The following is a 25,529-nucleotide window of genomic DNA, read 5'->3' on the forward strand; positions in this document are numbered from 1 at the left end:
TTTTATGGCTGTACTTTGGCTATCTTAGACCAATTTCAATTCCAAATTCCCAGTGATACGGCTCAGTTAGACCAAGTCCTCCAGCACTGTGAGGCTTTTCAACTGCGTCATCACCTGGCCAGCCAAGATTGGCTCCAGTGCAAAATCGTGATCGCTGAGGGATTTACCAATGCTGTTCGCCATGCCCACGGCGAAGATCTCAAGCAGTACCAGATCACCGTTGAACTCTGCCTCAGTCACCATAGCCTCGAAATCCGCATTTGGGACCATAGCCCCACTGTCTTTGACCTAGAGCAATATTACGCCACCCAACAACACCAACAAACCACCCTAGAAGATGCGGGGGGGCGTGGCATGATGATTTTGCAGAAAGTGGCCAATCATCTCACCTATCGCCGTGATCCCCAGCGGCAACAGAATTATTTACATATCGTTAAACATCTGATGCCCCGTTTATCTTCCCATTTCATCACCACTGATCAATTGGGCGATCGCCTAGCTGATCCCAACCTTGTCATTGTGGATTGTCGCTTTCGGCTCAATGATCCGACCTGGGGGGAAACGCAATACCAACAAGGCCATATTCCTGGGGCCTATTACCTGCATTTGGATCGGGATCTCTCTGGCCCTGTGCAACAACATGGGGGGCGTCATCCTTTGCCTGACCCAGAAGCTTTTGTTTCGTTACTTTCTCGCCTCGGCATTGAGCGCAATCGCACCGAAGTGATTATCTATGACGACTTTTACTGTGCTTTTGGGGCGCGGTTTTGGTGGTTGCTCAAATACTATGGCCACGACAAAGCCCGCCTGTTAGATGGCGGGTTTCCGGCCTGGCAGACTGCCCAAGCGCCGATCGCCGCTGATATTCCTGGGTTTAAACCCGGCCAATTTGAGCCAAATCCCCAACCTCAATTGGTGGTTAATCGTCAGGATTTACTGATTGCGACGGACAATCAACGGCTGGCGATCGATGCCCGGGATGGCGATCGCTATTTGGGAAAAGTTGAACCCATTGATCCAATTGCTGGTCATATTCCTGGGGCGCTCAATGTCCCCTGGAAACAAGTTACCGATGCCCAAGGGTTCGCTCAACCGCCGGAAGTGCAACAAACCCTCTGGGAAAACCTATCCCCTAATCAAGAGATCGTGCTGTATTGTGGCTCCGGGGTCACGGCCTGCGTCAATTGGCTGTCTTTGGAGCTGACGGGCCACCATAATTTGAAACTGTACCCTGGGGGCTGGAGTGATTGGTGTTCCTACGTAGCCCCCTCGTTCGATACAAAGTCTCCTTAGGAAATTTCAGGCAATATTACCGGAGGCGAACCGCTTCCAACAAACGGGAATAGTAAAAACGGGTACTGGTCATTTCGGTGCGGGCGATCGCAAAACCGTTATCGATTAAGATTTGGCGGATATCCTGTTCCTTGTGTTGGTAGGCGCGGGTGGTCTTGCTGGGGCCAGGGAAGAATTCACCAATTTTCTTGAGGATCGTCAGCCAAAACGTTTTCGGCGCAAAGCTCAAGATCAAGCGATCTTCACTGAGGGATGCCAAGTGGGCAATCATTTTTGCCGCATCCTCGGTGGGGTAGTGGATCAGCACATCCAAGCAAATCACCGTGTTGTATTTGCCGCTGATGCTTTCGAGATCTTTGGTTTCAAACTTTAGATTAGGGGTGTTGCCAAAGATTTTTACGGCCCGTTCCTGGGCTTCTCCGACCATTTTTTCAGAAATATCGCTGGCATAGATTGAGCGGGCATCGGCCTCCATGAGGGGAATACTGAGGCTACCGACCCCACAGCCAGCATCACAAATGCTTCTGAGGTTGAGATTTTGATCGGCCTTGAGCCAAGCCACCACCTTATCAATGGTCTGTTGGTGCCCGACGCGGATATCAGCCTGGACTTTGTTGACATCCCCGTCACCATAGATGCGCCGCCAACGGTCAAAGCCCTTGGCATTGAAATAATCTTTGACGATGGTTTTGTCATTGAGGGAGGAGGTCATGGCGCTTTGGATTTAGAAAAAATTAAAAGATTTTGTTATCGATTCAATAATGTAGCAGCTTTGGGAAACCCTAGGGTGATTGTTCTGTGGGAGACCATTGACAGTAGGGATAGCTAACGAGGTTGGCGTTGTAATAGCGGGGTTCGTGACTCACTTCAGGGCCAACCCAATTGGGTTTTGGGAAAGGTTGATCAGCATCTGTGAGTTCAATTTCTGCCAGGATTAAGCCTTGGTTCTCGCCGAGAAATTCATCGACTTCCCAGAGGAAATTATCGAGGGGAATGCGGTAGCGGATTTTTTCAATCTGGGGGCGATCGCCAAGATGCTCTAGCATTTCTAGGGCTTCGATTAAGGGAATTGGGTATTCAAATTCCAAGCGCCCAATCCCCTCGGTTTTACCTTTAATGGTCAAAAAAGCCTGCTCCCCGGCAATGCGCACCCGCACCGTTTTTTCGGGCGTCCGTTGGAGATAGCCTTGGCGATAGGGAATCCCTGGGGCCAGATCCCGCCAGCGATCGCCGATGACGAGAAATTTCCGTTCAATTTCTTGGGGCATAGCGTGAAAACCTCCACAGCAGCAGACCCCAAAGATTGTGGCCTAGAATGAAGATCAACTGTGCGATCGCCAACAAAAATCAATGATCGAAATTCATAATCTCTCCAAGATTTACGGCCAAGGGGACACCCAAATCTATGCCCTCAAACAGGTAAAACTCAGCATCCAAGCGGGAGAATATTGCGCCATTATGGGAGCGTCGGGTTCCGGCAAATCAACCCTGATGAACATCATTGGTTGCCTCGATCAGCCCACCAGTGGCGATTATTTCCTCGATGGCCAAAATGTCGCCACCCTCAGCGATCGCCAACTGGCCACCATCCGGAATCGCAATATTGGCTTTGTTTTCCAGCAATTTCATCTCTTGCCCCAGATGAGCGCCCTTGAAAATGTGATTTTGCCGATGGTCTATGGCAATGTTCCTCCCCACGAACGGCGGGACCGGGCCGTCGCCGCTTTAACCAAAGTCGGCTTGGGCAGTCGTCTCTATAATCGTCCCAACCAACTCTCTGGGGGACAACAACAACGGGTGGCGATCGCCAGGGCGATTGTGAACAAACCCTTGCTACTGCTAGCGGACGAACCCACCGGGGCTTTAGATTCCCGAACCACCCAAGAAATCTTAGCGTTATTTCAGACCCTCCACGACGACGGCATGAGCGTGGTGATGGTCACCCACGAAACGGAAGTGGCCCGGCAAACCAAGCGGATTATCTGGCTCCGGGATGGCAGTATTACCCACCCAAACCTCAGTCCTGCGGAAATGATCCAAGTGGCCCTGGCCCCAAGCCCCTAAGAATCCTACGGGAGTGGTATGCAATTTGGCGATCGCCATGGTTCAATTCAGATACACTTGGGACAAGACTTTGGGGAACCCTATCCCACCACCATAATTCCTTGGGGATAAGTCCATTAAAAAAACGATAAAATTCGCAAATTTTGTCAAAGTCGGCCAAATCCCTTGTTACACTGCAGAGCAAAACCCCATTGCCTCTCCTGTTTTCCTTTCGCGTCCCGTCTACATCAGCACAACTATGAGCAACTTTAACTTCCCCTCGCCAGAGCCCACGCCCCCCGAGACCGAAGCGAACCTCAATCAGTCTCCGCCCCAGGCCCCCGAGACCGAAGCGACCAGTGCCGTAGATCCGGGTCATTCTGAAAAACAACAACCAGAGTCTGTGAGTCCTAGCCCGACGATTCCGAAACCGAATCCCAACGCCGATGGCTATGTCATTGCCCACAAACTAAGGCAGCACAACCGCGAACTGGTCAAAACCGTTGTTCAACTCGAAGAAGCCTTGGCCGAATCCCAAGAAAAACTCCAGGCACACATTATCCGTTCCCGCAGCGCCGACAGCCTCATTACCCAGCAAAGCGACGAACTGAATACGAGCCAGCAACAGCTCAGTCAGTTGGGGCAAGAACTCGAACAAGCCAAACAAAATGCCCGCCAATACCAAGAGATGCTCGCAGAACTAGAATACAAATTCCAAACCAGCCAAACTCAGTTGGCGAAAATCGAACGCGAATGTGCCCTCCTCCAGGAAGCCTATAACGAGCAGCAGCAAAAACTATTCGCCGCCGAACAGGAAATTAAGGATCTCCAGGTGCGACTCCAGCGGCAACAACGCTACACCTTACAGTACAAATCAGCCCTAGATGAATGCGCGGATATTCCCGTCGAAAACGATTTGGCGACCGGGGAAGCCTCCATGCCCAAGGCGTCGAATATTCAACCCTGGTCTGAGCCGGAAACAGCGACAGCTGAGCCAACAATGCCGGCGATCGCCAAAGCAGATCCAAATACCGAAGCTGACCTGGATCGTCAGTTAGCGGCCCTCGAAGAAGAAATTGAAGAAATGGAAGAATCCGCCGGGGCCGCTTCAATCCTGAAGCCCACCATGAGCCTAAAGGCCGCCCTACGGATTACCCCCCCAGTGACAAAACGACGGGTCAGTGCGCCCATGGGCACCCCGGCCAAAGCAGAAACCAACCACAACTGGCCAGCGCCGACCCTCAACAGTCCCCGGAGCCAGAAGCGGCCGATGTCTGCGGCAGTGGTGGATCTACCAGCCTTTTTACGGAACTAATTGCTGTCCTAAAATATTGGGTCTCCCTAAGACCCCGTTGGTGATTGACCCAGTGGCGATCGCCAATCTTTTTTTGTCACAATATTTAACAATAGAAGTTGCAAATTTTATCGACGTTTATTTTTAAGTGATTATGCCTAGAACGTTACCTGCAAACCTCGAAAAGATCGTCAGTCGGTTTAAGCGAAAAACAGATCCCAAACAAAAATATCAACAGCTTTTGTGGTACGCCAATAAGCTCGAGCCCATGGCCGACAGTGAGAAAAACGCCAACAATAAAGTCCATGGTTGCGTTTCCCAGGTCTTTATCACAGCAGACTACGAAGCGGGCAAAGTGACTTACCATGGGGATTCTGACGCCCAGCTCGTGAAAGGATTGGTGGGCCTACTGATTACAGGTTTAAATGGTTTATCGCCCGCCGAGATCCTGGCGGTCACCCCAGATTTCATCGAAGAAACGGGATTGAATGTGAGCCTAACGCCGTCTAGGGCCAACGGTTTTTACAACATTTTTAAAATGATGCAAAAAAAAGCAAGGGGCTTTGAAGTGGGGTTAGAAGCGAGTTCCAACTCATAAATGAGAAAATTTTGATATCATTTACAACAAGTAATGTTGTTTGTTAAAAAAAGAAAATTTAAATCCTATGGCACTTTTTGGCTTATTTGGCGGCAAGAAAAAGAACGAAGCTCCTAAGGGTGATTACTTCCTCGACTTTGAAGAAGCCCAGACCCTTGGTGATACTGAATTGATGAAGAAATCCGTAACTATTAAGCGGACTTTCCCGAAACTTAAGGGTCAAGAGGGCGCGACCGTTGTCACCCAAGTCTCCTCGGAGATCGCCCGTAAACTGAACAAAAATCAACAAGCCACATCCCAGGCAACGGAAGCAACCAAGACTTCTTCTGAAACCGCCAGCACTCCCATTACCCCGGCAGCACCTCGTCCTAACCTGAAGGTCGATAGCAGCATGGACATGTTCCGTAACATGGCGAAGAAAATCAACCGCTAATCGTTAAGAACTATTGCGATTTTCGACGGTGATTTTCAGGATTTTCAGAAATATTCACTAAAAAGCTGGGGGCGTTGGCCCCCTTTTTTATGCCGATCAGTTGGATTTAAGTATTCAATTTAAGCGAGGGCCGCCACAGAAACTTTCGCGGCGATCGCCTTAGCGATGGTAACTAAAGCTTTGGCTGAAGCAGATTCTGGTTGGGCGACCACAATCGGTGTACCAGTGTCGCCCCCTTCCCGGAGCGCAATTTCTAGGGGAATGCAGCCGAGGAGAGGCACATCCAATTCGTTCGCGGTTTTTTCGCCGCCCCCAGAGCCAAACAGGTCATATTGGCGATCTGGCAGATCCGGCGGAATAAAATAGCTCATATTTTCAACAATTCCCAGCACATTCACTCCCATTTGCTGGAACATCTTGAGGCCCCGGCGCGAGTCTAGGAGAGAAACGGTTTGGGGGGTGGTGACAATGACAGCACCGGCCATGGGCACCGCCTGGGCCATCGTTAGTTGGGCATCACCCGTACCAGGGGGCATATCAACGATGAGATAGTCTAGTTCGCCCCAGTTCACCTGGTAGAGAAACTGACGAATGATGCCGTTGAGCATCGGCCCTCGCCAAATCACTGGTTGGTCTGGGTCAATCAGGAACGCCATGGAAACGAGTTTGACCCCATGGTTAAATTCTGGCTGGAGAATATCTTGGCCGCCTGTTTTATCGACCTTGATTTCGACTTCGCCAATGCCCATCATGTTCGGCACATTTGGCCCGTAGATATCTGCATCCAAGAGGCCGACTTTTGCGCCAGTTTGGGCCAGGGCGATCGCCACATTCACCGCAACGCTACTTTTACCAACGCCCCCTTTGCCGCTGGAGATGGCAATGATATTTTTGACGTTATCAATGCCCTGTTGATTAGGCAGTGCTTTCTGTTGAGGCGTTTCGGCGGTGACTTCCACATCCACAGCGTTTACCCCAGGTAAAGGCAGCACAGCATTTTTGCACTCCTCGACGATAAATTCCTTGAGGGGACAAGCGGGCGTTGTGAGCACCAGGGTGAATTTCACCGTACCATTCTCCACAGAGACATTGCGGATCATATTGAGATCCACCAGGCTTTTTTGAAGCTCAGGATCTTGAACGGGACGGAGGGCAGCCAGAATTGCTTGGGTATCAGCCATAACTTCAGGAAAATTTAGGATTTGGGTTTGTGGTGCAGGCGAATGCCCACAAAAATATCGTAGAGGAAACTGAGAAAATCTTTTCCCTGGAGCAGCCCTAATGATTGGGGAGAACCTTTATGATCTAACAGGGGCTTGATGTAGTAATAGGCGGGTTGATACTTATACCAAGGAATCGAGGGCCACAGGTGATGAACCAGGTGGTAATTTTGCCCAAGGATCAAAAGATTGAGGAGCTTGCTTGGGTAAACCCTGGCATTTTTCCAGCGATCGCGTTCTTCAAAGGGACGATGGGGCAAATAATCAAAGAACAAACCCAGGGCAATACCAACCACCAGGGCCGGGACAAACCAAAAATTCATGATGTAGCCAATAAAACCATACTGGATGCCCAGGTAGACAATGACCCCTAAAAAAGAACGGCTAAGGAACCACTCCAGTAACTCGTAATTTTTCCACAGACGACGCTTAAAGAAAAAGATTTCGTGGTAGAAAAAACGGGCTGCAATCATCCAGAGGGGGCCGCCAGTCGAAACGAAATGATCCGGATCATTTTCAGGATCATTGACATGGGCGTGGTGCTGCAGATGGACTCGGGTAAAGACCGGAAAAGCAAATCCCAGCATTAGGGCACTGGCATGGCCCAAGATGGTATTGACCGCACGGTTGCTATGGGCGGCACGGTGGGACGCATCGTGGATCACCGTTCCCGCAAGGTGCAGCGCTAAAACGTTTTCTAGGAAGCAAATCCAGTCATACCAACCCCAAAACCAATAGCCTCCCACGGAGGTGGCGATCAATCCTACTGCGATGATGACCATCCACACATTGGGGTTCATCCCACCAGGGGGACGCAAATACTCCCTTGACATTACCAATGATGACGCTGCCGCCGCCGTCATAAGCTCCTGTTCTCCTCGATGTCTGTGAAATTTGGTTAATCCTTGGGTAGTTTACAATACTTAAGGCTAATTCATAAACCTTGATGTGCCATAAACACTGTTTAGAAAAAACAAAAAACGCTTGTAATTCAACGTTTCTAGGCTAATTTCAAGCTAGCCATTTGCTGCTTCGCTGCGTTTGTAAAATACCAAGTCCACGGTTACTTTCTGAAGTTTATCGTCTTCTTCCGTGGCGATCGCCTCGTGGAGTTTGACAATTAAGAGGATTAATGTTCCGTGGCGTGATTGATAAACAATCGGTTTTCCTGCATTGGGAAGAGTTTAAGAGAGTATCCTGTTCTCGGTTCCTAATCGCTGGCTGGGGGATTTAGCTTTGGCAACAGGCGATCGCACACAAACAAAGTGCCAGAGGCAACGCAGAGGGGAATTGTCACGAGATTGAGAAAAGGCAAACTGATCAACCCTAGACAAACCAGCCCAAACCCCGCACTCCCCGGCAAGGCCCGGTAAACTTGTCGCAACTTTTGACGAAATGTAAATCGCCTCCTCTCAAGGGTGGCATCGAAAAAATCAAGGCAAATGATCGTTAAAGTCACCGCCAAGCCTCCCAGGGAGGACAGCACGCTACCAATCCCCGGCAAAAAGTTGATCCCAAACAACAAAGGGGCGATCGCCAAAACCAAGGCTAATTTTTTTAGTTCAAAGAGAATGGCGCGGCCAATGTCGCGGAGAATACCCACTTCAATAATTTCCAGGCGACTGGTGCGGAGTTTTTCAATCTGTTCTGAGAGTTGGCCATACCAAGGGGCACCAAGAATAACGCCAAACTGCACCAGCAGTAGTCCTACAGCAATAAACACTGCCGCAATGAAAATCAGGCCTAACAATCCCCCCAGAAAATTTGCGCCGTAATCTAACCACTGCAACCAGGCAGGCAAGCGATCAATTAAACCAATCAGACTGGTGCTAATCCAAGTGTAGCCAGCCCCCGCCGTCCGCCACGCCCAGCGCAGAGAAAAAGTATAGAGCAATCCCCCCAGCACAACATTGACGCCAAGGGGAATCGCTAAATATTGGAGAAGCTTCGGGTGACGGGAAAAAAATCTCGCGGCGCGGAATGGGTAACTGGCCCCCCGAATGAAGTCAATGGGCATATTTTTCGGGTCAACTCTACCTTGAGTCGTAATTCTCTGTCTTTCAATCTAAACTTCAATGGTCGGATGGCGGAATGTAAACCCTAAATTTTTTAATTTTGGTTAGATACACGCACATTTAAGGGGCGATCAGAGGGTTGGCTCGCATCCCAACGTACTGGGGCCTGGGCATATTTTTCGGCCAAACGAGAGAGTAATTCTCGCCGGGGCAGTGGTTCATCACAAACCAGATTGAATAAACCGCTCAGATTATGGATCTGGGCAAACTCGATCGCTGCCACAATATCTGCTAAATGAATCCAGTTACCATATTCGCTGCCGTCACCAGGCCGCACCTGGCCCATGGCCCGTTGGAAAATTTTTTTAATTTCCCGCCCTTCACCATAGATTCCCCCCAAACGGAGAATGCAAACCTGACGTGCATCGGTGGCGATCGCCTTTAGGGTTTGTTCCGTTGCCAAAAGAATTTCTGCAAAAACATGAGGTGGTTTGTCGGGGGTCTTTTCATCAACCCAAGCACCGTGGTGATTGCCGACGATGGCGTAGCTGCTGGTATAAATCACCTGTTTAACGGTGTCGTTATGGGTGAGGGCCTGGGCGAGGTTTTGGGCTGTTTTGAGATAAGCCTGCCGATAATTTGCTTCGGTGCGCCCCTTGGAACCCACGGCCAAAAGAATAACATCTTGGCCTTCACAAAGCTCCTGGAGGGCTTCTGGTTGATCACCGCTAAGGACTTTCACCTGGTGGGCTATGCTTTGTAACTGGGAGACTTTTTCGGGGGTCGTTGTTGTCACGGTCACTTGATGACCCGCAGTTGTCCACTGCTTGGCGATCGCCTGGCCCACATAGCCACAGCCAATAATTGCAATTTTCACCAAGGGAATTCCTCCTTAACAAACCGTGCCATAATTTTAAGCATTGTAAAGTCTTGTTTTATCGCTATTATGCCCCTTTTTCCGCCATTTCCGCCCCTGGATCCGCCCTTGGATGGCTGGTCTTTAGAAGGGCGCGACCCAGAAACTATCCGGCGTTTGCTGCCCCTCTGGGAGTGGCTCTACAAATTTTACTTTCGGGTAGAAACGAGCGGCTGGGAAAATTTGCCGACGGCTGAGCCGGTGTTAGGGGTTGGTTCCCACAATGGCGGCCTTGCGGCACCGGATATGTGGATGATGATGTATGACTGGTTTCGGCGGTATGGAGTTGAAAGGCCCACCTATGGCCTGATGCATCGCAATATTTGGCTCGCTTTCCCAGAATTAGCAAAAATTGCGGTCAAAACGGGGGCAGTGCAGGCCCACCCGAAAATGGCGATCGCCGCTTTGAAATCCGGGGCCAATGTCCTTGTCTATCCCGGAGGTGGCCAAGATGTCTTCCGGCCCCATGCCCAAAGAAATCAGATTTATTTTGCCGAGCGGCGGGGATTTATTAAACTGGCCCTGCGCCAGGGGGTGCCCATTGTGCCACTGATTTCCTGGGGAGCCCACGACAGTATTTTTGTCATTGAAGATATCTATGAACCCCTCAAAGAATTTTTAAAAGCGTTTAACCTGCCGTGGCTATTTAACATCGACCCAGAAGTTTTTCCTATTTATCTCGGTTTACCCTGGGGCGTCGCCTTTGGCCCCCTGCCCAACTTTCCCTTACCCACAAAAATGTACACACGGGTCTGTCCACCAATTCGCTTTGAAAGATATGGCCGGGCCGCGGCGGGCGATCGCCCCTATGTTGAAGCCTGCTATCAGCGGGTTTTAGGGGAAATGCAACGGGAATTAGACCAATTAATCGCGGAGGTCGAATCTCGCCCTAAAAGTTGTTCCTAGCGACGGTTCGCAGGATTTAGCCAGGTGTTTAAGCCTTCCCCTAGCAAAGATAAACCCATCACCATCAGGGTCATCGTTAACCCCGGAAACAGCGCCGTCCACCAAATTCCCGTTGGCAAAGCATCGAGGGCGAGGCGCAAATCATGGCCCCATTCCGGCGTGCCATCGGGCAAACCTAAACCCAAAAAGCCCAATCCCCCCAGGATTAAAATCGCATCAGCAGCATTGAGGGTAAACAGTACCGGTACACTCTGGATTACATTGAGAAACAAATATTTCGATAAAATTCGCCTCGGCGTTGCGCCCATGGCCTGGGCTGCTTCGATAAACAATTCTGTTTTGGCGCTCGTGGTGCGGTTGCGGACAAGACGGAAATATTGGGGCACATAGGAAATACTCAAGGCGATCGCCGCGTTAATCACTCCTTTGCCCACCACAAAGGCGAGGGTAACGGACAACAGCAATCCCGGTAGGGTATAAATCGTATCCATTAAGAAGAGCAGCACCCGGTCTACCTTGCCACCAAAATACCCACTCACCATCCCCAGGGGGACGCCGATTATTAAACTGAGACTCGTGGCTAGCAGCACTACCTTGAGGGCTGCCTGGGTACCAAAGAGGGTGCGAGACAAGACATCGTAACCCTGGCGACTGGTGCCAAACCAATGGTTCCAACTAGGAGGACTATGGATCGGGAAACTGAGGGAATCGAGGGGGTCTTTCAGCCAGCCGACATTTTCTAATAAGGGTGCGCCGAGGGCGATCGCCACAAATAGCCCGGTAAGCGTCACCCCCACCAGAGCCAGGCGACGCGAAAGTTTTGCCTCAGGATTTTCCCCTGCCATAACAGCCCACATTAAAACAGAACGTCTGTCAGTATAGCGGTTGGGCGGTCTCTCCCCATGGCTTTTACCAAATATCTAAACCAATCAGAATACTTTCTCGATCAGATAAATCGCCGATAAACTTTCGCAAGGGGGGCGGCAATTTTTTGATCAGAGTCGGGGTCGCAACAATCCGTTCTGACTCAGCGAGGTCGGGGTGCTCGTAAATATCAATGATCCGGATTTCGTGGCGTCCGGGCAGATATTCGCTGCAAATGCTTTCTAGTTCGTTGATCGCCCAGCGGGAATGGCTATTACTGCCAGCAACGTAGAGATAAAGCACATAGAATTCATTTTGTTTGTGGTGGATGGGAGGGCTTGGATCTAGCCGCGGGGAGGGATCCTTAGAGAAGTCAGAAGCCATGTATTTGGGTCAGGTTATGCCAGAAGCACGGTAGGTTGTCGCTGCAAAATTTGTTCGAGGGCGATCGCCGTCCATTCTATATCTTCCATTTGAGTTTGTGCACCTAGGGTTAAGCGAATTCCGGAGAGGGCCTCTTGATCGCTATAGCCCATCGCCTTCAGGGTTGTGCTGGGATTGAGCTTACCGCTATGGCAGGCAGACCCCGCACTAATGCCGATGCCAGCGAGGTTCATTTGACGCACGAGGGTTTTCCCGGTTAGGCCCAGGAGGGGCGAATCTTGGCGCAAGGCAAAACTGACATGGTGGGGTAAGCGGGCATGGCGATCGCCTGTAATTTGTAGATGTGGGCTACTGCTCCCTCGGTTTAACAGAAAATTGCGGAGGCGACTCAATCGTTCAATTTCTTGAGGCATGGTTTCCTCGGCGAGTTCAGCGGCCATGCCCAAAGCAACGATGCCGGGTAAATTTTGGGTGCCGGAGCGTAAATTGTGTTCTTGGCCGCCGCCGTAGAGTCGGGGCTGAAGTTTAATACCGTCGCGCACATACAACGCACCAGCCCCCTGGAGGCCATAGATTTTGTGCCCAGACAGGGAAAGCAAATCCACGGGAAGCTGGCGGAGATCAATGGGAATGCGTCCCACGGCCTGAACTGCGTCGGTGTGAAAGGTGATGTGATGTTTTTTGGCGATCGCCCCCAGTTCCGCAATGGGTTGAATGGTGCCCACTTCACTCTGGCCATAGATCACCGAAATTAAAACCGTGTTGGCTTGAATCGCCTTTTCTAGATCCTGAGGATCTACTTGGCCACGACGATTAACTCCGAGGCGTGTCACTTGCCAGCCTTGGGTTGCGAGGAAATCTGCGGCCTTGGCGATCGCCGGATGTTCCACCTGGGAGATAATCAAATGTTGCGGCTCTCGGTACTGGTCTGTAATGCCAAAAATCGCCAGGTTATCGGCTTCGGTGCCCCCTGCCGTAAAAATAATTTCATCGGGGTTCGCTGCACCAATGAGGCTCGCCACTTGCATCCGCGCCATTTCCAGGAGGGTAGCGGCTCGATTGCCCCAACCATGTAAGCTTGAGGGGTTGCCCCAGCTTTGGCCACAGACTTCTTGCACCCGCTGGATCACCAAAGGATGGGGGGGCGTTGTTGCGCTGTAATCAAGGTAAATTTGCATGGTGGGCGATCGCTCAATGGTTCCCTTAGCATACGCAAATTAGGGCCAACCCGTCAGCCCGTGCGACCAAGGGAGTATCCCAGGATAAGCCAAAGCCGCAACAAGAAAAAACTCCCCCAGTCCAAGACCAGAAGAGTTTCGCCATCACATCACTCTAGTACAAACCCTAAGCCAAACTTGCAAGCCCATCACTGTAGAGCTTCCGGGCGTAGTCCGTCCAAGTGCCCTGGCCCCAATAGCGGAAACAACTGGTTTCTACCAACAGCAAATACAACAGAGATCGTTGATAAGCTTCTGTTTTCGTTACGCTGGGGTCTTCGGCCACGAGGCGGTCATATTTTTCGTGGAATTTAGCGCTCAGTTCGTTCATCGGCTCCAGGACATTTTCATAACCCTTGACCCAACTGAGATCATTTGTCCAGGAAGCGCCATCCACATGGAATTGGTGGTCATGTTCATTTAAATAGGCGATCGCCTGATTGACAGTTTCCGGCGTAACACCTTGATTTTCGGCCTCCAGTCTTGCCCAAATCTTCGCTTGGCCCACCGCCTGACACACTGGATAATCGGCTTCGGTAATACCCTTCGCTTCTAGAAGTTCAAGATATTCCGTGCCATTAAAACCGACAACACTACCGTCATTTTTAATGTCATGCCAAGCCGGGAGATAACCTCCAGGAAACTCATTCATCATCACGCCGCCATTTTCCCCATCGGCAATCTGGGAAACTAAACAGGGCACTGATTGACCCGCTAATTCCTGGCGATCGCGACTCTTCGCTTCGTAATAAGGTTGCATCTGGGCCACCAGTTTCGTATCAGACCCCTGGGTTTTAATCAGTGCCGTAATGCTGATTTCTTCGCCCCGGGAATTTTTCACCACCAGGCGATTGGGGAGATATTTATCATCATGGTGTAAACCAGAACCATCCAAACGCTCCACGGAATGTTCCTGCACCAAGAGCCAACGGTAACCACATTCCTTGAGGGCTTTGATGTATTCAAATAGCGTATCCGGATGATTGGGGAGGTGCATTTCTGGGGGCGAAAATCCCTTAACTCGCTTCAGGGCTTCGACCCCAAAGATTTCTGCAAAATAATGCTGCCAGGCCTGAATTTGCAATTTTAAATCGGGGATGGGCGTCGAAGGGGCTACCGCATGGCTCCACATAGTCCCTAGCCATTCCACATAGGGCTGATAACGGGCATCTGTGGTGATTTTCTTAAGGTTATCGAGGACATCTTCCCGGCCCATTTGCCGTAGACCCCAGAGCAGGTTGCCAGAATAATCCAACATAATCCGGGGGCTACAGCCTGCAGCTACTAGCTCAGGGATAAACTCTCCCATGCGGCTGTAGCACCAAGCAAACACTGTGGCATTGTGGTTATCACCATCGTGGGGATTTTCCATCATGTGCTGCAAGTTGCAGATGAGTGCGCCATCGGTTCCGGCGGGAATGGTGGGTTGGTGCATATGAAGGGCACAGGCAAACCCAGCCTTCACTTGATCAAGATTGAGATCACTCCGGTCGAGAAAGATTTTTTCACTGTGATTGACAATCTCTGAAATTTCCTGCTCCTGACCGCAAATATTGGGTAATTGGGTTGCTTGAGGAGAAAGTGTCGAAACCATGTATTTTTCCTTATATATCTTTATCGCAATCACGGGACGATGCTTGAAGATCGCTACGGTCAATCCCACAAGGTCGTTTGTGCTGTCGTGGTCTTAATGTTATCTCAATCCTTTGGGAGTTAAGTTTAAGTTTTAGTTTATCTTGTTATTATTTGATAACCTTATATTTTGTGAAGAAAAAAAGAGAGACCAGTGGACTGATCCCTCTCAAAAAGATGAAGTTTATTAACTTTGCTTGGTTTTTAAAGGGCTACCATTTCAACAAATTAAACTGTTCCATATCGATGGTGTTGCGGTTGCGGTAAATGGCAAGGATAATCGCCAAACCCACGGCGGCTTCGGCAGCAGCAACAGTCAGAACAAAGACGGTAAAGACTTGTCCTTTGATTTCGCCGGGATCGAGGAAGTTAGAAAAGCCCATAAAGTTGAGATTGACGGAGTTTAGCAATAGCTCAATGGACATCAACACGCGGACGGCATTGCGACTGGTCACTAAACCGTAAATGCCGATGCAAAATAGGGCGGCAGCGAGAACCAGGATGTATTCGAGTTGAATTTGCATGGGTGTCAAGAAAAGCTTAGTTTTGTTTGGATTTGGGGCTATTTGCGCCAGCGAGCTCCCGAGGACGCTCTGGTAGTTGGAGGCCAGTACTCCCTTCTTCTGTGGTTGTAATCTCAGGAATAATATCGCGACGGGCCAGGATAATCGCGCCCACCATAGCAATGAGGAGGAGCACTGAAGCTAGTTCAAAAGGCAGGAGGAAATCGCTAAAGAAATGTTTGGCGATCGCCACCACAGAATTGCCCACTGCTGCCGGAGAAATTGCTGACAATTCCCAAGGAGTTACCAAAACCATCGTGCCAAGGAGGGCGAAAAGACCCAAGCAGACCAGAGCCGTTGCCCCCTGACGAAGGAGGCGACCAGGCATCTGACTGAAGTCTTCTTTTTTATTCACCAACATGATGGCGAATAAGATCAAAACATTAATCGCCCCGACATAAATCAAGACCTGGGCTGCCGCGACGAAATCCGCATTTAACAGAATATAGAACCCAGAAATACTGATAAACACGCCCCCCAGCAGGAACGCTGAGTAGACAATATTTTCAAAGAGCACAACCCCAAGGGCTGACCCCAGCATCATCATCGTGAGGATGACGAACGAAACAATTTGAACACCTTCTGCTAAATTCACAGTTTTTTTAAAACTCCTGCTAAATTCACACCTGCACTAATCTTGCTTAGTCTATCTTGGCTTTATTGATCTGCTGTTTCTTGTTGCTTTTCGGCCTGTAAGCGTTCGAGAATATCCTCTGGATGCTCGCCAGCCCGCTGACTGCCTTGGGGGAGATCATGGGGGTCAATGACACCTTGGGGCAAGTAGGCCAACTCCCGGAGGGGGGTCACCATTGGATCTTGGGTGACTTTGTAGGGCAGACGACCCAGGGCCACATTATCGTAGTTCAATTCGTGGCGATCGTAGGTGGCCAGCTCATATTCTTCTGTCATCGATAGACAATTGGTGGGGCAGTATTCGACGCAGTTGCCGCAGAAGATACAAACCCCAAAGTCGATGCTGTAATGCTTGAGGGTTTTCTTTTTGATGCTTTTATCAAATTCCCAATCCACGACGGGGAGGTTGATCGGACAAACTCTTACACAGACTTCACAGGCAATACATTTATCGAATTCAAAGTGAATTCTGCCGCGGAACCGTTCTGAGGGAATCAGCTTCTCGTAGGGATATTGCACTGTCACGGGGCGTCGCCGCATGTGATCAAAAGTTACCGAGAGACCCTGGCCAATATACTTCGCTGCCTGGGCTGCATCCTTGGCATAGTCACCGACTTGTTTGAGGATTTTAAACATAGGACATAGGGTGAGAAGATCAACAAAGAAGGAGAAAGAAACGACGAAGCCTTAGCCCCCAAAAGCAATGGGGAAAGCAAGTTTTAGGGCCGCCGTGAGCAATAGGTTAACAAGGGCAACGGGGAGGAGAAACTTCCAGCCAAAGTTCAAGAGTTGGTCAATGCGTACCCGCGGTAAAGTCCAGCGTAGGAGGACAGCAATAAAGACCAGGGCATAGGTTTTCACGAGGGTCATAATAATCCCCAAGGAGGCGGTGATCACCTGGAGCCAAGGGGTGCTGGGGGCAACATTTAACCAACCGGCAAGCTTATCGAGGGGAATCGGGAACTCCCAACCGCCTAGGTAGAGAATCGAAACAATCAGGGCCGAAAGCACGAGGTTGACATAGGAGCCAACGTAGAACAGACCAAATTTCATCCCGGCATATTCGGTTTGGTAGCCAGCAACGAGTTCTTCTTCTGCTTCGGGTAGGTCAAAGGGGAGTCGTTCACATTCGGCAAGGGCGGCAATCCAGAAAATGAGGAAGCCAATGGGTTGTCGCCAAATATTCCAGCCTAAAATGCCGTAACCAGATTGTTGTTCAACAATGTCAATGGTGCTCAGGCTATTGGACATCATGGCGATCGCCAATACAGCCAGGGCCAGGGGAATTTCGTAGCTGATTGATTGGGCGGCAGCACGCAGTCCCCCCAGTAACGCATATTTATTATTAGAAGAGTAGCCTGACATCAAAAGGCCAATGGGAGCGATGCTTGAGAGGGAAATCCACAGAAAAATCCCCACGTTCAAATCCGTAATCACCAGGTTTTGCCCGAAGGGAACGATGAGATAGGACAAAAAGACCGGAATGACCACGAGAGCAGGCCCGAGGGTAAAGAGCCAGGGATCTGTTTTAGCGGGGACCACATCTTCTTTAAAAACCAGCTTTAAACCATCGGCCACCGGCTGTAAAACCCCTAGGGGGCCTGCATATTCCGGGCCAACCCGTTGTTGGGCTGCCGCTGAAATTTTTCGCTCTAACCACACCACGACTAAAACACCCACTGTCGCGCCAATAATCATCAGTAACAACGGTAGGGGTAGCCAAATAGTCTTGGCAATTTCATGGGACAACCCAAAGGATTGGAGGGTTTCGATAAAACTACCTTGAAGATCGATTCCTGAGTTCATAGGGGTTCTTTGGCCTGCACGATGGATTGTTAAGGGAATGTATCGAGGCAGGGATTTCCAACAAAAGTGACATCACTGAATTAGTATATCGTTGTTCCGGGAAACTCCGTTATCAGAACCTCTTAGGGAATTTTAGGGGCTATTGATAAGTTTTTCTAAACCAAGGTACGTCAATGGCCACGGCAAAACGCCAGGATTGGAAAATCGCCCTTAACTGATTTGGAAAATAAACGTCACCTTATCGCCTTTGCCTAAACCAATGCGATCGCCGGCCCGGAGTCGATGTCGATTACCGACAGGGAGGGGCACATGGTTGATATAGGTGCCATTGGAACTACCGGTGTCTTCGATATAGTAGAGGCCCGCTTCTTGGCGCAGGTCAGCGTGTACCCGTGATACCACTTCAGAACTCGGAAAACCAGAAACATCAATATCTGGTGGGACGGTCTCATTCGGTTTGCCGATGTGAATCACATCGAGGTGTTCAGGAATTTCTAAGGCCACCTGGGTTTGCACATGGAGCAAGCTGGCGGTCTGCACTTGAATTTGGGTTGCCTGCATTGACCCCTGGACAGTGGTTGGGGCAGGAGCAGGAGCAGGCGTTGGCGGCACCCCTGGGGCAGGGCTTGGTTCTTCAAAATCGAAAGTGAAAGGATCAGGCAATTCTGGAGATTCGGCAACGGCAGGGGCAGCGGCTTCTTCTTCCTCGAAAAAATCAGGAAAATCAGGGAAATCTGCTTCGGGAATCTCTGGGAAATCCAGGGTGGGCTCAGGGGGAGCTGTGGGGGGGGCGCTGGCACTGGGGGCATTGGGAACCACAGTTTTGGGTAACTCCTCTGTTACTGCCATGGGAGCGGCCTGTTGCAGGTTAAAACCACATTGACCACAGAAGGCGGCATTACTTTGGACACTAGCGCCACATTGGGGGCAAGCCGATGCTTGGGGAGGGGGTATAACAGGCTTCGCATTGGACAGCGCCGTCAGGATTTTGGTGGTTACAGTTGGGACAACTAATCATGACAGTGGGTGGTCAAAGGGAAAAGAATGGTTTTATTTTAAGGCTCTGGGCGAGATTTCGTTTGATAGATTGCTTGATCGGGGGCGAGGCGATCGCCAGCAGCAGCATCCAGGAGCCACCAGAGAACGCCGTGGTCTGGGTTGATCAGTTTACTGGGATAGGCAAACCCATCGGCATCGCTATGGAAAATTTTCTGGAGCGCCTCCTGTTTATTTTCTCCAGCGACTAGGAAAAGAATGTTCTGGGCGGCATTAATCAGGGGCACGGTAAAGGTCAGCCTGGGTTCTCCCTGTTTCTCGCCAACGGTGATGAGGCGATCGCCAACGGTTAGGGCCGCCGTTTGGGGAAATAACGAAGCAGTATGACCATCGTCCCCCATGCCCAACAGCACAATATCGAAACTGGGCCAGGGGCGATCGCCAAAAAAATTTCTCAACGTTGCATCATAGGCCGCTGCATCTTGCTGGGGGTCTGCGGCTGCGGTCGGCATCGGGTGAATATTGCCCTCCGGAATCGGCACCTGATCCAGCCAGGCGAGCCGGGCCATCCGTTGATTGCTATCGGGGTGATCGGCCGGTACATAGCGTTCATCTCCCCAAAAAATGTGGAGTTGCGCCCAGGGGAGGGATTGCTCTGCTAATTTTTCGTATAAAGGTTTGGGGGTACTGCCGCCGGCAAGGGCAATGGTACAGACACCACGACGGGCGATCGCCTCCTCAATCCGGCCCATGACAATACGCAGCGCCCGTTTAATGAGTTCCGGTTTATCATCCAGGATTTCCAGGTATTTTGTCATAAACTTTACAGAGGACGAACTATGCCCCCTAAAATAGCGTTACTCGTCATTCTAGTGGTGACACCCATAAACGCCCATTGACTGATACATAAAGTATGAATAATGTTCGCCTTGCTTCTTTTACGTCCCTGAGCCTCAAGATTTTGGGGGGCGTACTGTTAATTTCTTCTTTCGTTGATTACGTCATTGCCGCCTTCCCGTGGCTGCCCCTGGACAATGCTTGGCAAATTAATTTCACAAATCAGGTAGTCGGTAGAGGGCTTAACCCTTTGATTGGGATTGTGGCTCTGCTTCTGGGCAGTTGGCTAGATGACAATGCCGGAAAATCAGCAAAACTGCGCGCCTCCATTACAGATGGTCGCTTTTTAAGTTTTCTTTTTTCCCTCGTCCTTGGGGTGATCTTCTTGATTCTCATCCCTATCCACCTCGACAATATGCAGGGCATTCGGGAACAGGCGATCGCCCAAATTGAACAAGAAACCCAACAGCGAGAACAACAAGTCCAGCAGCAATACAGCCAACTCCAGGCCCTTGCCCAAAACCCCGAAGCCAAACAACAACTAGAGCAACAGATCCAAGAAATCGAAACAGCCCTCAACTCTGGTCAAGTTCCCCCCCAGCAGATCGCCGAAGTCGAAGCCCAAAGGCAAGAATTCCTCAACTACCAAACATTCGTCAATGACCCCGAAGCCCTGAATGCGCGGCTAGAAGAATTACAACAAAGCGTTGTTGAACTCCAGACACAACAGCGCCAAGAAGCCAACCGCAGTGTCCTCCAGGAAATTATCCCAACCACTATCCGCAGTCTCTTGTTAGGAATTGCTTATCTGATTGTGGGTTGGCTTGGCGTTCGCAATGCTTGGTTCAATAAAACAAGCCCATCCCAAGCCCCCAAACCTGAAGCACCTGCCGATTCCGAATAATATTTTTCCCGCTTGGGGTGACCTCGATGGGTACTTGTCACCCCATTTTTTCCAGCACAGTAGCACCCAGACACGTTGGCAACCCCAAAGAATTCAGTAAAATAGATTACGTCGTCTTTTTTCTTAACATTTCACTTATTTTTCTACCCTAGTCCCCAAAATTTCCCTGATTTCCTAAACCGACAAAAACGACTACCCACTGTATATATTCCCGCCATTTCGTCCACCATCTCCCTACCAGGAAACCTCGCCCTACCGTGTTAGAACGTCTGAAACAAGATTTAAAAAACGATCTGATTGCCGGGTTGCTCGTTGTTATCCCCCTAGCGACCACCATTTGGTTGACGATCACGATTGCGACTTGGGTGATTAATTTTTTGACGCAAATCCCTAAGCAGATTAATCCGTTCGATGGCCTGGACCCAATCTTGACCAATGCCTTAAATATTGGCGTTGGGATTACCGTTCCCCTGACATTTATTCTGGTGATCGGTCTGATGGCACGAAATTTTGTCGGACGTTGGCTGTTGGATGTGGGGGAACAAATTCTCCAGGGAATTCCCCTAGCAGGCGCAATTTATAAAACCCTCAAGCAACTATTAGAAACTCTCTTGCGGGATTCCCAGAGTCGCTTCCGACGGGTAGTGATGGTGGAATATCCGCGACCTGGTGTTTGGACGCTAGGTTTTGTCACAGGAACAGTCAGTCCCCAATTACAGGCCCAGGTGGCCGATCCTCTCTTGAGTGTGTTTATTCCGACGACTCCGAACCCCACCTCTGGCTGGTATGCAATGGTGCCAGAAGATGATGTGATCAACCTCTCAATGTCCATTGAGGATGCCTTTAAAGTCTTAATTTCTGGGGGCATTGTCAGCCCGGATGCAGAGACCGAACGAAAATCAGTGCGGGGCACAATTCCCCTCAATCTGACCCGCCGTAAAAAGTCCCGTGAATTGGAGCGTCCTCTTGAAGAATTGAATAGTCCCCAGGCGGATATGCTTTCTCTAGAGGAAGAAGTGTAGTTTAATGGTGCCTCTGAGTGACGTTGATTTTCCTTATTGTTTATCCCTAGTTAGACTATGCCCGCCCGTAAACAGCCCCGTAGTGTTGCCCGTGAAATTGCTCTATTGAGCTTGAGTCAGATCAAAGGCAAGCCCGATAAGTTAGAAGCCGTAGAGCTTGATGAATTGATGTTGGCAGCGGTTCGGACCCTGAGTAGCGAAATCCATGACATTTTAGAGGATGCGGCGAGTGAAGTTTCCCGGGCGGAGGAGCAATTACTCAGAAGTGAAACGTTAGCGGTCAATGTCAAGAGTGCGCGCACAATGGCCGCAGATGCCCTGGAATTGACCCGTGCGGCAATTAATCGTTTGGGTCATGTGGTGGAATTGCCAGAATTTTTGCAGTTGACCCGCCAACATGAGGTGCGCAATTTTGCGTTAGAGATTCTCACAACCCTCCGCCGTCGCAATGATCAGATCAAAGAGGTCATTGACGGGTCTTTAGTGGATTGGCAATACCATCGTCTGCCCCGCTTAGACCGGGATATTCTGCGCATCGCTGTGGCTGAAATTTTGTTTTTAGAAACGCCCTATAAAGTGGCCATCAATGAGGCCGTAGAACTGGCAAAACGCTATTCTGACGAAGACGGCCATCGTTTTATTAATGGTGTTCTGCGCCGGGTTAGCGATCGCCTCCGGGCTGAGGACAGCCTCAAATAGATGCCCTTCAGGTCGTTATTGTCATTATCTTAAGAAACTCGTCCCTAAGCCAAAAACAATACTGGTGAACACTAATAGGAGATGTTCGGGGGCGATCGCCACTGTGACACCAGTGCTATTGAGGAGGGCATTCACACCACTACCGAGGGCAATCCCTGCCACCAAAACCACAAACCCAATGGGGGCAGCCCGTTCAAAGCGCTGTTCTTTACGGTAGAGCAAGTAAATATTCGCCACCAAGGCCACGGTCAAAAGGGTTGAGGTCAGATCCGTTGCGAGGAATATTCCGGCAATGGCGATCGCCCCATTGACACCGAGGGCAGTATATAGAGTGTTGGTTTCTGGTGTATCCCGTAAATTGACCAACCACTGGGGCAGTTCGGGAGACTTCACCAACGGTTGAGACGCCTGCGCCTTCTTCTGAGAAGTTTCTGCAAAGCGAATTTTATCCGGAACATCTAGGGTGCCCTGTTGTCGTTGTCTAAGGCGATCCATAATAATCGCATCGTAGGCCGCTTCGAGTTTGTCCACTACGGCGCGATCGCCTTCGTATTGGGCGCTTAGTTTTTGTTTGGCTGCTTGGATCTCTTCAAATGAAGCCGTTTTTGCAAGCCCAAGGGTTTCGTAGGGATTTTGTTCGCTCATTCTCCTCCTCCTGTGAGCATGCCACTGGGTTATTGGAACATCCTTAGATTCTTAATGTAACCCAATCATCATACAGTTTATTATTATGAGCGTTTTCCGGTGCGCTTTCCATAGAGCAAAATTTTTTCTGGTGATGATAGCCGGGGCGATCGCCTCAAGACTTGCCTAGACCAGAGAGCATACATCCCCATACTTAACGCTAGCTGATCAACGGAGTAGGTACTTGAACCACTCAGGCTCCCTAACTCGCTGCAATGTACAAAATCTCAGAGACCATCCCAAAGACCCTCCACTAAGCGATCGCGTAGAGGCCAATGAACAGACAAGCACAAAAATACAATCCTCCCAGACTGTGGTTCGTGCCCGTTGATCGCACTCGGCACTAAAATAAGTCCATTTTGTCGATCCATAAAAACTCAAGCTTGAGTTTTTATGGATCGTCTTTCTTTCGATCTGGCTTTGTAAACATAAGTTTATGTTAATTAGTTAAAGACGTCCTGAATTTTGTCAGTTTCATGAAGCTTCTTTTAATCTCAGATTAATTAGGCACTAATTTTATAGAAAAAAGCTTCATTATATAGAATTTATAAAAATCAAGCTTTAAAGGGTTGACCTTCCTTTTGAAAGGGAATAAAACTGAAGTACAAACAAATACGTAAGTAACAAAAAGAAGTAAACCACAATCTGCTTCAGTATAATCACGTACTCTTACCCCAAAAGAAGTATTTTATTCATCTTTCTTCTTTGAGAGAAGGTTCATGGAGATCCTTCTGGGGCACTTGAAACCTCTACTTGCAAGGATCAAAGCGATATACGTACGTGTTTTCCCAAAAAAATCCTAGAAGTAGGGAGTAGTTCTTCTACCGAGATTTCAAGGAAATTAAGTGTTCTGAGGCTTGGTTTATACGGGAAATTTAGACTTGATGGTTTGGGTCTTACCTTTGCCTAGCAGCAAGACTAAATTAATTAGTTACGCATTTGTTGAAATCAAACTGAATTCTATTGAGGATTCCTTACAATGGCTAAATTCAATTCTTCTACAATCGCATTCGCAACCATCATCGCTTTTGGTGCCATCGGTCAAGCCGCACAGGCTGGCGAAAGCTACGTTACTAACAGAGACATCACTAGCTGGTCTCGAACGACTACTAACCTTACCTTAGACAGTGATGAATGGTCTAATGGTCGCCGTGATTGGGGCAGCTACGCTTACAAAACATATCAAGATGGGTCTGTAACACAGGAAATCGACTGCTACTGTGGTGGCTATGACGTTACGACAACTTTTAAGGACTTTACTTTCCATACTGCCTCTGCTGGTGAAACTGGTTATGAAACTTTCGGCAGTACAACGAAACTTGATGGTAGCATTTTCACGCAATCTGGATCTGACACTACAGAGCATGAAACTGCTGCCGGCAACCGATAATCTCATCGGTAATTTATCACGTAGCTAAGTTTCTAACTATTACAGATAGAATCATGAAAAGAATGCTAGGTTTGGCGATGGCATTGTTCATCGCCAGCCCGGCATCTGCGGGTAATCTGCTCCAGGGAGAGCCTTATTATGATGGTTTATACACAGGCGCTCCTTTATCTTTGGATATAGAGCCAGATCCTTTTGCATCTGTACCCACAATCCGGGCTAATTTTTTTCATTCCATTGAGCCATTCTACGGCGGCTCCACAGAAATTGATATTACAGAAGAATCTCGTGGGCAATCCAGCATTTTCGAAACAGAATTCTCTCAAAATGTAGTTTCTGGATCGATGAACCCCATCAATGGTGGTGTCGAATTCGAAAATTACACAGTCGAAAGTCAATATTCGTACGCATCAGAATTTACAACACGAGGTTCCTCTACAACGGTCAAAGGCTCAGCAGAGACCTATGGCACCACCTTTATTTTTGAAAGCAATCTCTCCGTTGATTTCTAAAGGTTTCATTTATGTTTGGTCGAAAATTCTTCACACTTTTAACGGCTGTCTCCACAGTGTTCCTGACTCCTATTTACGGAGCGGCTCAAACGATGCAAGATCAAAGTAATACGATGAATAATGAAAATTCATTGGGGAATAGTGCGACTGGGGTAGTCAACCAAACCGCTGTGTACAACTTAGGTCAAAGTGCCACCTACGGTTTTAGAGGGATCGTTTGTCCCCGCCCTTCCTTTGTGCTCAGTGGCTCTGCAAATGGCAATACATTTGATGGGGAGAGTTCAAATTCCTACGCTCTTTCCGGTGCCATTATTGTGCCCCTCGGTGGTCAAGTGGGCAGCAACTGTAGAGATTTCAGCACTACCCTACTGGAAAGAGAGCAAGCCGAATTAGAAAAGTTTCAAATCCAAACTTCAGCGGAAACAGTCAAACTTTGTGCTGACATGATTTCTTCAGGCATTCAAGTAGATCCAGAGGTTTATCCAGTATTAGCGCGGCAATGTTCTGCGGTTCGGTTGGTTTCACAAGGACGGACTTCTAGCACAAATGAAGCCCGACAAAATGAATCGACTCACAATAAGCTAGATGATGATGTAGAATTGTCTGCTAATTACTTAAAGACTGATTAAATATAATATTTTGAGTGGTGAGGAAAAATATCTCAAAGGCTA

General features: G+C 49.3%; 29 protein-coding genes and 2 pseudogenes. 13 read left to right on the forward strand and 18 right to left on the reverse strand.

Annotated elements, in window-relative coordinates; all coding sequences use genetic code 11:
* Positions 1–15 precede the first annotated feature (15 nt).
* Both AACR41_RS03115 and AACR41_RS03120 read left to right on the forward strand, forming a co-directional pair.
* Positions 16–402, forward strand: a pseudogene (locus AACR41_RS03115) (ATP-binding protein); the annotation flags it as partial.
* A gap of 42 nt (positions 403–444) precedes the next feature.
* Positions 445–1,293: a sulfurtransferase gene (locus tag AACR41_RS03120; protein WP_030007826.1), complete on the forward strand. Its 849-nt coding sequence runs from the start codon at positions 445–447 to the stop codon at positions 1,291–1,293.
* 16 nt (positions 1,294–1,309) lie between these two features.
* Here the strand turns inward: AACR41_RS03120 and bchM are convergent, their stop codons facing one another.
* Both bchM and AACR41_RS03130 read right to left on the reverse strand, forming a co-directional pair.
* Positions 1,310–2,005 (reverse strand): magnesium protoporphyrin IX methyltransferase, encoded by a 696-nt coding sequence (gene bchM / locus AACR41_RS03125; protein ID WP_030007827.1) that lies wholly within the window; start codon positions 2,003–2,005, stop codon positions 1,310–1,312.
* Between the two features lie 70 nt (positions 2,006–2,075).
* The gene (locus AACR41_RS03130) at positions 2,076–2,561 is read right to left on the reverse strand and encodes a CYTH domain-containing protein (RefSeq protein WP_030007828.1); all 486 of its coding nucleotides are present in this window, start codon (positions 2,559–2,561) and stop codon (positions 2,076–2,078) included.
* Positions 2,562–2,643: 82 nt separating this feature from the next.
* On the opposite strand from AACR41_RS03130, the gene AACR41_RS03135 reads away from it, so the two are divergent.
* The 4 genes from AACR41_RS03135 to AACR41_RS03150 all read left to right on the forward strand — a co-directional run bounded on the left by AACR41_RS03135 (position 2,644) and on the right by AACR41_RS03150 (position 5,661).
* Positions 2,644–3,357, forward strand: coding sequence for an ABC transporter ATP-binding protein (locus AACR41_RS03135; RefSeq protein ID WP_052349711.1), 714 nt, complete (start codon positions 2,644–2,646; stop codon positions 3,355–3,357).
* Between the two features lie 238 nt (positions 3,358–3,595).
* Positions 3,596–4,651 carry a hypothetical protein gene (locus tag AACR41_RS03140; protein ID WP_052349712.1) on the forward strand — a complete coding sequence of 352 codons (1,056 nt, stop codon included), beginning with the start codon at positions 3,596–3,598 and terminating at the stop codon, positions 4,649–4,651.
* A gap of 133 nt (positions 4,652–4,784) precedes the next feature.
* Positions 4,785–5,228: a SufE family protein gene (locus AACR41_RS03145; protein WP_030007831.1), complete on the forward strand. Its 444-nt coding sequence runs from the start codon at positions 4,785–4,787 to the stop codon at positions 5,226–5,228.
* A gap of 67 nt (positions 5,229–5,295) precedes the next feature.
* Positions 5,296–5,661: a hypothetical protein gene (locus tag AACR41_RS03150; RefSeq protein ID WP_030007832.1), complete on the forward strand. Its 366-nt coding sequence runs from the start codon at positions 5,296–5,298 to the stop codon at positions 5,659–5,661.
* A 119-nt stretch (positions 5,662–5,780) separates the two neighbouring features.
* Here the strand turns inward: AACR41_RS03150 and AACR41_RS03155 are convergent, their stop codons facing one another.
* From AACR41_RS03155 to AACR41_RS03170, 4 genes are all read right to left on the reverse strand, one after another.
* Complete coding sequence (locus tag AACR41_RS03155; protein WP_030007833.1) at positions 5,781–6,842, reverse strand: Mrp/NBP35 family ATP-binding protein; 1,062 nt, start codon at positions 6,840–6,842, stop codon at positions 5,781–5,783.
* 14 nt (positions 6,843–6,856) lie between these two features.
* Positions 6,857–7,744 carry a beta-carotene hydroxylase gene (crtR, locus tag AACR41_RS03160; RefSeq protein WP_030007834.1) on the reverse strand — a complete coding sequence of 296 codons (888 nt, stop codon included), beginning with the start codon at positions 7,742–7,744 and terminating at the stop codon, positions 6,857–6,859.
* A 347-nt stretch (positions 7,745–8,091) separates the two neighbouring features.
* Positions 8,092–8,898 carry an EI24 domain-containing protein gene (locus tag AACR41_RS03165; RefSeq protein WP_030007835.1) on the reverse strand — a complete coding sequence of 269 codons (807 nt, stop codon included), beginning with the start codon at positions 8,896–8,898 and terminating at the stop codon, positions 8,092–8,094.
* A 92-nt stretch (positions 8,899–8,990) separates the two neighbouring features.
* Positions 8,991–9,773, reverse strand: a complete 783-nt coding sequence (locus tag AACR41_RS03170) for an NAD-dependent epimerase/dehydratase family protein (protein WP_045442365.1) — start codon at positions 9,771–9,773, stop codon at positions 8,991–8,993.
* Positions 9,774–9,842: 69 nt separating this feature from the next.
* Between AACR41_RS03170 and AACR41_RS03175 the strand changes: the two genes are divergently transcribed.
* The gene (locus AACR41_RS03175; RefSeq protein ID WP_030007836.1) at positions 9,843–10,718 is read left to right on the forward strand and encodes a lysophospholipid acyltransferase family protein; all 876 of its coding nucleotides are present in this window, start codon (positions 9,843–9,845) and stop codon (positions 10,716–10,718) included.
* Here the strand turns inward: AACR41_RS03175 and AACR41_RS03180 are convergent.
* The 11 genes and pseudogenes from AACR41_RS03180 to pgl all read right to left on the reverse strand — a co-directional run bounded on the left by AACR41_RS03180 (position 10,715) and on the right by pgl (position 19,631).
* Complete coding sequence (locus tag AACR41_RS03180) at positions 10,715–11,575, reverse strand: ABC transporter permease (protein ID WP_012306547.1); 861 nt, start codon at positions 11,573–11,575, stop codon at positions 10,715–10,717. The two genes, AACR41_RS03175 and AACR41_RS03180, sit on opposite strands and share 4 nt — an antisense overlap.
* Before the next feature lie 52 nt (positions 11,576–11,627).
* Positions 11,628–11,966, reverse strand: coding sequence for a circadian clock KaiB family protein (locus tag AACR41_RS03185; RefSeq protein WP_012306548.1), 339 nt, complete (start codon positions 11,964–11,966; stop codon positions 11,628–11,630).
* A gap of 14 nt (positions 11,967–11,980) precedes the next feature.
* Positions 11,981–13,144, reverse strand: coding sequence for a cysteine desulfurase family protein (locus AACR41_RS03190; RefSeq protein WP_030007837.1), 1,164 nt, complete (start codon positions 13,142–13,144; stop codon positions 11,981–11,983).
* Between the two features lie 166 nt (positions 13,145–13,310).
* Complete coding sequence (locus AACR41_RS03195; RefSeq protein ID WP_030007838.1) at positions 13,311–14,777, reverse strand: hypothetical protein; 1,467 nt, start codon at positions 14,775–14,777, stop codon at positions 13,311–13,313.
* 250 nt (positions 14,778–15,027) lie between these two features.
* A complete protein-coding gene (gene nuoK / locus AACR41_RS03200) occupies positions 15,028–15,333 on the reverse strand; it encodes an NADH-quinone oxidoreductase subunit NuoK (RefSeq protein WP_198158715.1) in 306 nt (101 codons plus the stop codon).
* 22 nt (positions 15,334–15,355) lie between these two features.
* A complete protein-coding gene (locus AACR41_RS03205; RefSeq protein WP_030007839.1) occupies positions 15,356–15,973 on the reverse strand; it encodes an NADH-quinone oxidoreductase subunit J in 618 nt (205 codons plus the stop codon).
* A gap of 62 nt (positions 15,974–16,035) precedes the next feature.
* Positions 16,036–16,647 (reverse strand): NAD(P)H-quinone oxidoreductase subunit I, encoded by a 612-nt coding sequence (ndhI, locus tag AACR41_RS03210; protein ID WP_012306553.1) that lies wholly within the window; start codon positions 16,645–16,647, stop codon positions 16,036–16,038.
* Positions 16,648–16,698: 51 nt separating this feature from the next.
* Positions 16,699–17,817, reverse strand: coding sequence for an NADH-quinone oxidoreductase subunit NuoH (nuoH, locus tag AACR41_RS03215; RefSeq protein ID WP_030007840.1), 1,119 nt, complete (start codon positions 17,815–17,817; stop codon positions 16,699–16,701).
* A gap of 210 nt (positions 17,818–18,027) precedes the next feature.
* Positions 18,028–18,666 (reverse strand): FHA domain-containing protein, encoded by a 639-nt coding sequence (locus AACR41_RS03220; RefSeq protein ID WP_315862045.1) that lies wholly within the window; start codon positions 18,664–18,666, stop codon positions 18,028–18,030.
* A 45-nt stretch (positions 18,667–18,711) separates the two neighbouring features.
* Positions 18,712–18,804, reverse strand: a pseudogene (locus AACR41_RS16515) (hypothetical protein); the annotation flags it as partial.
* 68 nt (positions 18,805–18,872) lie between these two features.
* Positions 18,873–19,631, reverse strand: a complete 759-nt coding sequence (gene pgl / locus AACR41_RS03230; RefSeq protein WP_030007841.1) for a 6-phosphogluconolactonase — start codon at positions 19,629–19,631, stop codon at positions 18,873–18,875.
* A gap of 95 nt (positions 19,632–19,726) precedes the next feature.
* Here pgl and AACR41_RS03235 point away from each other — a divergent pair, with 95 nt between their 5' ends.
* The 3 genes from AACR41_RS03235 (at position 19,727) to nusB (ending at position 22,275) form a co-directional block, all read left to right on the forward strand.
* The gene (locus AACR41_RS03235; protein ID WP_030007842.1) at positions 19,727–20,554 is read left to right on the forward strand and encodes an HpsJ family protein; all 828 of its coding nucleotides are present in this window, start codon (positions 19,727–19,729) and stop codon (positions 20,552–20,554) included.
* A gap of 257 nt (positions 20,555–20,811) precedes the next feature.
* Positions 20,812–21,576 carry a DUF502 domain-containing protein gene (locus tag AACR41_RS03240; protein WP_030007843.1) on the forward strand — a complete coding sequence of 255 codons (765 nt, stop codon included), beginning with the start codon at positions 20,812–20,814 and terminating at the stop codon, positions 21,574–21,576.
* Positions 21,577–21,633: 57 nt separating this feature from the next.
* Positions 21,634–22,275 (forward strand): transcription antitermination factor NusB, encoded by a 642-nt coding sequence (gene nusB, locus AACR41_RS03245; protein ID WP_012306559.1) that lies wholly within the window; start codon positions 21,634–21,636, stop codon positions 22,273–22,275.
* A gap of 24 nt (positions 22,276–22,299) precedes the next feature.
* On the opposite strand, the gene AACR41_RS03250 is transcribed toward nusB, so the two are convergent.
* Positions 22,300–22,920, reverse strand: a complete 621-nt coding sequence (locus AACR41_RS03250) for a CPP1-like family protein (RefSeq protein ID WP_030007844.1) — start codon at positions 22,918–22,920, stop codon at positions 22,300–22,302.
* Between the two features lie 1,018 nt (positions 22,921–23,938).
* On the opposite strand from AACR41_RS03250, the gene AACR41_RS03255 reads away from it, so the two are divergent.
* The 3 genes from AACR41_RS03255 to AACR41_RS03265 are packed head-to-tail and all read left to right on the forward strand — an operon-like array spanning position 23,939 to position 25,487.
* Positions 23,939–24,349, forward strand: coding sequence for a hypothetical protein (locus tag AACR41_RS03255; protein WP_030007845.1), 411 nt, complete (start codon positions 23,939–23,941; stop codon positions 24,347–24,349).
* Positions 24,350–24,402: 53 nt separating this feature from the next.
* The gene (locus AACR41_RS03260; RefSeq protein ID WP_143596760.1) at positions 24,403–24,858 is read left to right on the forward strand and encodes a hypothetical protein; all 456 of its coding nucleotides are present in this window, start codon (positions 24,403–24,405) and stop codon (positions 24,856–24,858) included.
* Positions 24,859–24,869: 11 nt separating this feature from the next.
* Complete coding sequence (locus tag AACR41_RS03265) at positions 24,870–25,487, forward strand: hypothetical protein (protein ID WP_030007847.1); 618 nt, start codon at positions 24,870–24,872, stop codon at positions 25,485–25,487.
* Positions 25,488–25,529 lie beyond the last annotated feature (42 nt).

Origin of the sequence: Picosynechococcus sp. NKBG042902 (genome assembly GCF_963864045.1) — a bacterium.
Classification (GTDB): domain Bacteria; phylum Cyanobacteriota; class Cyanobacteriia; order Cyanobacteriales; family MRBY01; genus MRBY01.

Excerpts from the sequence above, each read along its gene's own strand:
- AACR41_RS03120 (WP_030007826.1), top strand. The coding sequence starts at position 445 with ATGCCCCGTTTATCTTCCCATTTCATCACCACTGATCAATTGGGCGAT.
- bchM (WP_030007827.1), bottom strand. The coding sequence starts at position 2,005 with ATGACCTCCTCCCTCAATGACAAAACCATCGTCAAAGATTATTTCAAT.
- AACR41_RS03130 (WP_030007828.1), bottom strand. The coding sequence starts at position 2,561 with ATGCCCCAAGAAATTGAACGGAAATTTCTCGTCATCGGCGATCGCTGG.
- AACR41_RS03135 (WP_052349711.1), top strand. The coding sequence starts at position 2,644 with ATGATCGAAATTCATAATCTCTCCAAGATTTACGGCCAAGGGGACACC.
- AACR41_RS03140 (WP_052349712.1), top strand. The coding sequence starts at position 3,596 with ATGAGCAACTTTAACTTCCCCTCGCCAGAGCCCACGCCCCCCGAGACC.
- AACR41_RS03145 (WP_030007831.1), top strand. The coding sequence starts at position 4,785 with ATGCCTAGAACGTTACCTGCAAACCTCGAAAAGATCGTCAGTCGGTTT.
- AACR41_RS03150 (WP_030007832.1), top strand. The coding sequence starts at position 5,296 with ATGGCACTTTTTGGCTTATTTGGCGGCAAGAAAAAGAACGAAGCTCCT.
- AACR41_RS03155 (WP_030007833.1), bottom strand. The coding sequence starts at position 6,842 with ATGGCTGATACCCAAGCAATTCTGGCTGCCCTCCGTCCCGTTCAAGAT.
- crtR (WP_030007834.1), bottom strand. The coding sequence starts at position 7,744 with ATGACGGCGGCGGCAGCGTCATCATTGGTAATGTCAAGGGAGTATTTG.
- AACR41_RS03165 (WP_030007835.1), bottom strand. The coding sequence starts at position 8,898 with ATGCCCATTGACTTCATTCGGGGGGCCAGTTACCCATTCCGCGCCGCG.
- AACR41_RS03175 (WP_030007836.1), top strand. The coding sequence starts at position 9,843 with ATGCCCCTTTTTCCGCCATTTCCGCCCCTGGATCCGCCCTTGGATGGC.
- AACR41_RS03180 (WP_012306547.1), bottom strand. The coding sequence starts at position 11,575 with ATGTGGGCTGTTATGGCAGGGGAAAATCCTGAGGCAAAACTTTCGCGT.
- AACR41_RS03185 (WP_012306548.1), bottom strand. The coding sequence starts at position 11,966 with ATGGCTTCTGACTTCTCTAAGGATCCCTCCCCGCGGCTAGATCCAAGC.
- AACR41_RS03190 (WP_030007837.1), bottom strand. The coding sequence starts at position 13,144 with ATGCAAATTTACCTTGATTACAGCGCAACAACGCCCCCCCATCCTTTG.
- AACR41_RS03195 (WP_030007838.1), bottom strand. The coding sequence starts at position 14,777 with ATGGTTTCGACACTTTCTCCTCAAGCAACCCAATTACCCAATATTTGC.
- ndhI (WP_012306553.1), bottom strand. The coding sequence starts at position 16,647 with ATGTTTAAAATCCTCAAACAAGTCGGTGACTATGCCAAGGATGCAGCC.
- nuoH (WP_030007840.1), bottom strand. The coding sequence starts at position 17,817 with ATGAACTCAGGAATCGATCTTCAAGGTAGTTTTATCGAAACCCTCCAA.
- AACR41_RS03220 (WP_315862045.1), bottom strand. The coding sequence starts at position 18,666 with ATGGCAGTAACAGAGGAGTTACCCAAAACTGTGGTTCCCAATGCCCCC.
- pgl (WP_030007841.1), bottom strand. The coding sequence starts at position 19,631 with ATGACAAAATACCTGGAAATCCTGGATGATAAACCGGAACTCATTAAA.
- AACR41_RS03235 (WP_030007842.1), top strand. The coding sequence starts at position 19,727 with ATGAATAATGTTCGCCTTGCTTCTTTTACGTCCCTGAGCCTCAAGATT.
- nusB (WP_012306559.1), top strand. The coding sequence starts at position 21,634 with ATGCCCGCCCGTAAACAGCCCCGTAGTGTTGCCCGTGAAATTGCTCTA.
- AACR41_RS03250 (WP_030007844.1), bottom strand. The coding sequence starts at position 22,920 with ATGAGCGAACAAAATCCCTACGAAACCCTTGGGCTTGCAAAAACGGCT.
- AACR41_RS03255 (WP_030007845.1), top strand. The coding sequence starts at position 23,939 with ATGGCTAAATTCAATTCTTCTACAATCGCATTCGCAACCATCATCGCT.
- AACR41_RS03260 (WP_143596760.1), top strand. The coding sequence starts at position 24,403 with ATGAAAAGAATGCTAGGTTTGGCGATGGCATTGTTCATCGCCAGCCCG.
- AACR41_RS03265 (WP_030007847.1), top strand. The coding sequence starts at position 24,870 with ATGTTTGGTCGAAAATTCTTCACACTTTTAACGGCTGTCTCCACAGTG.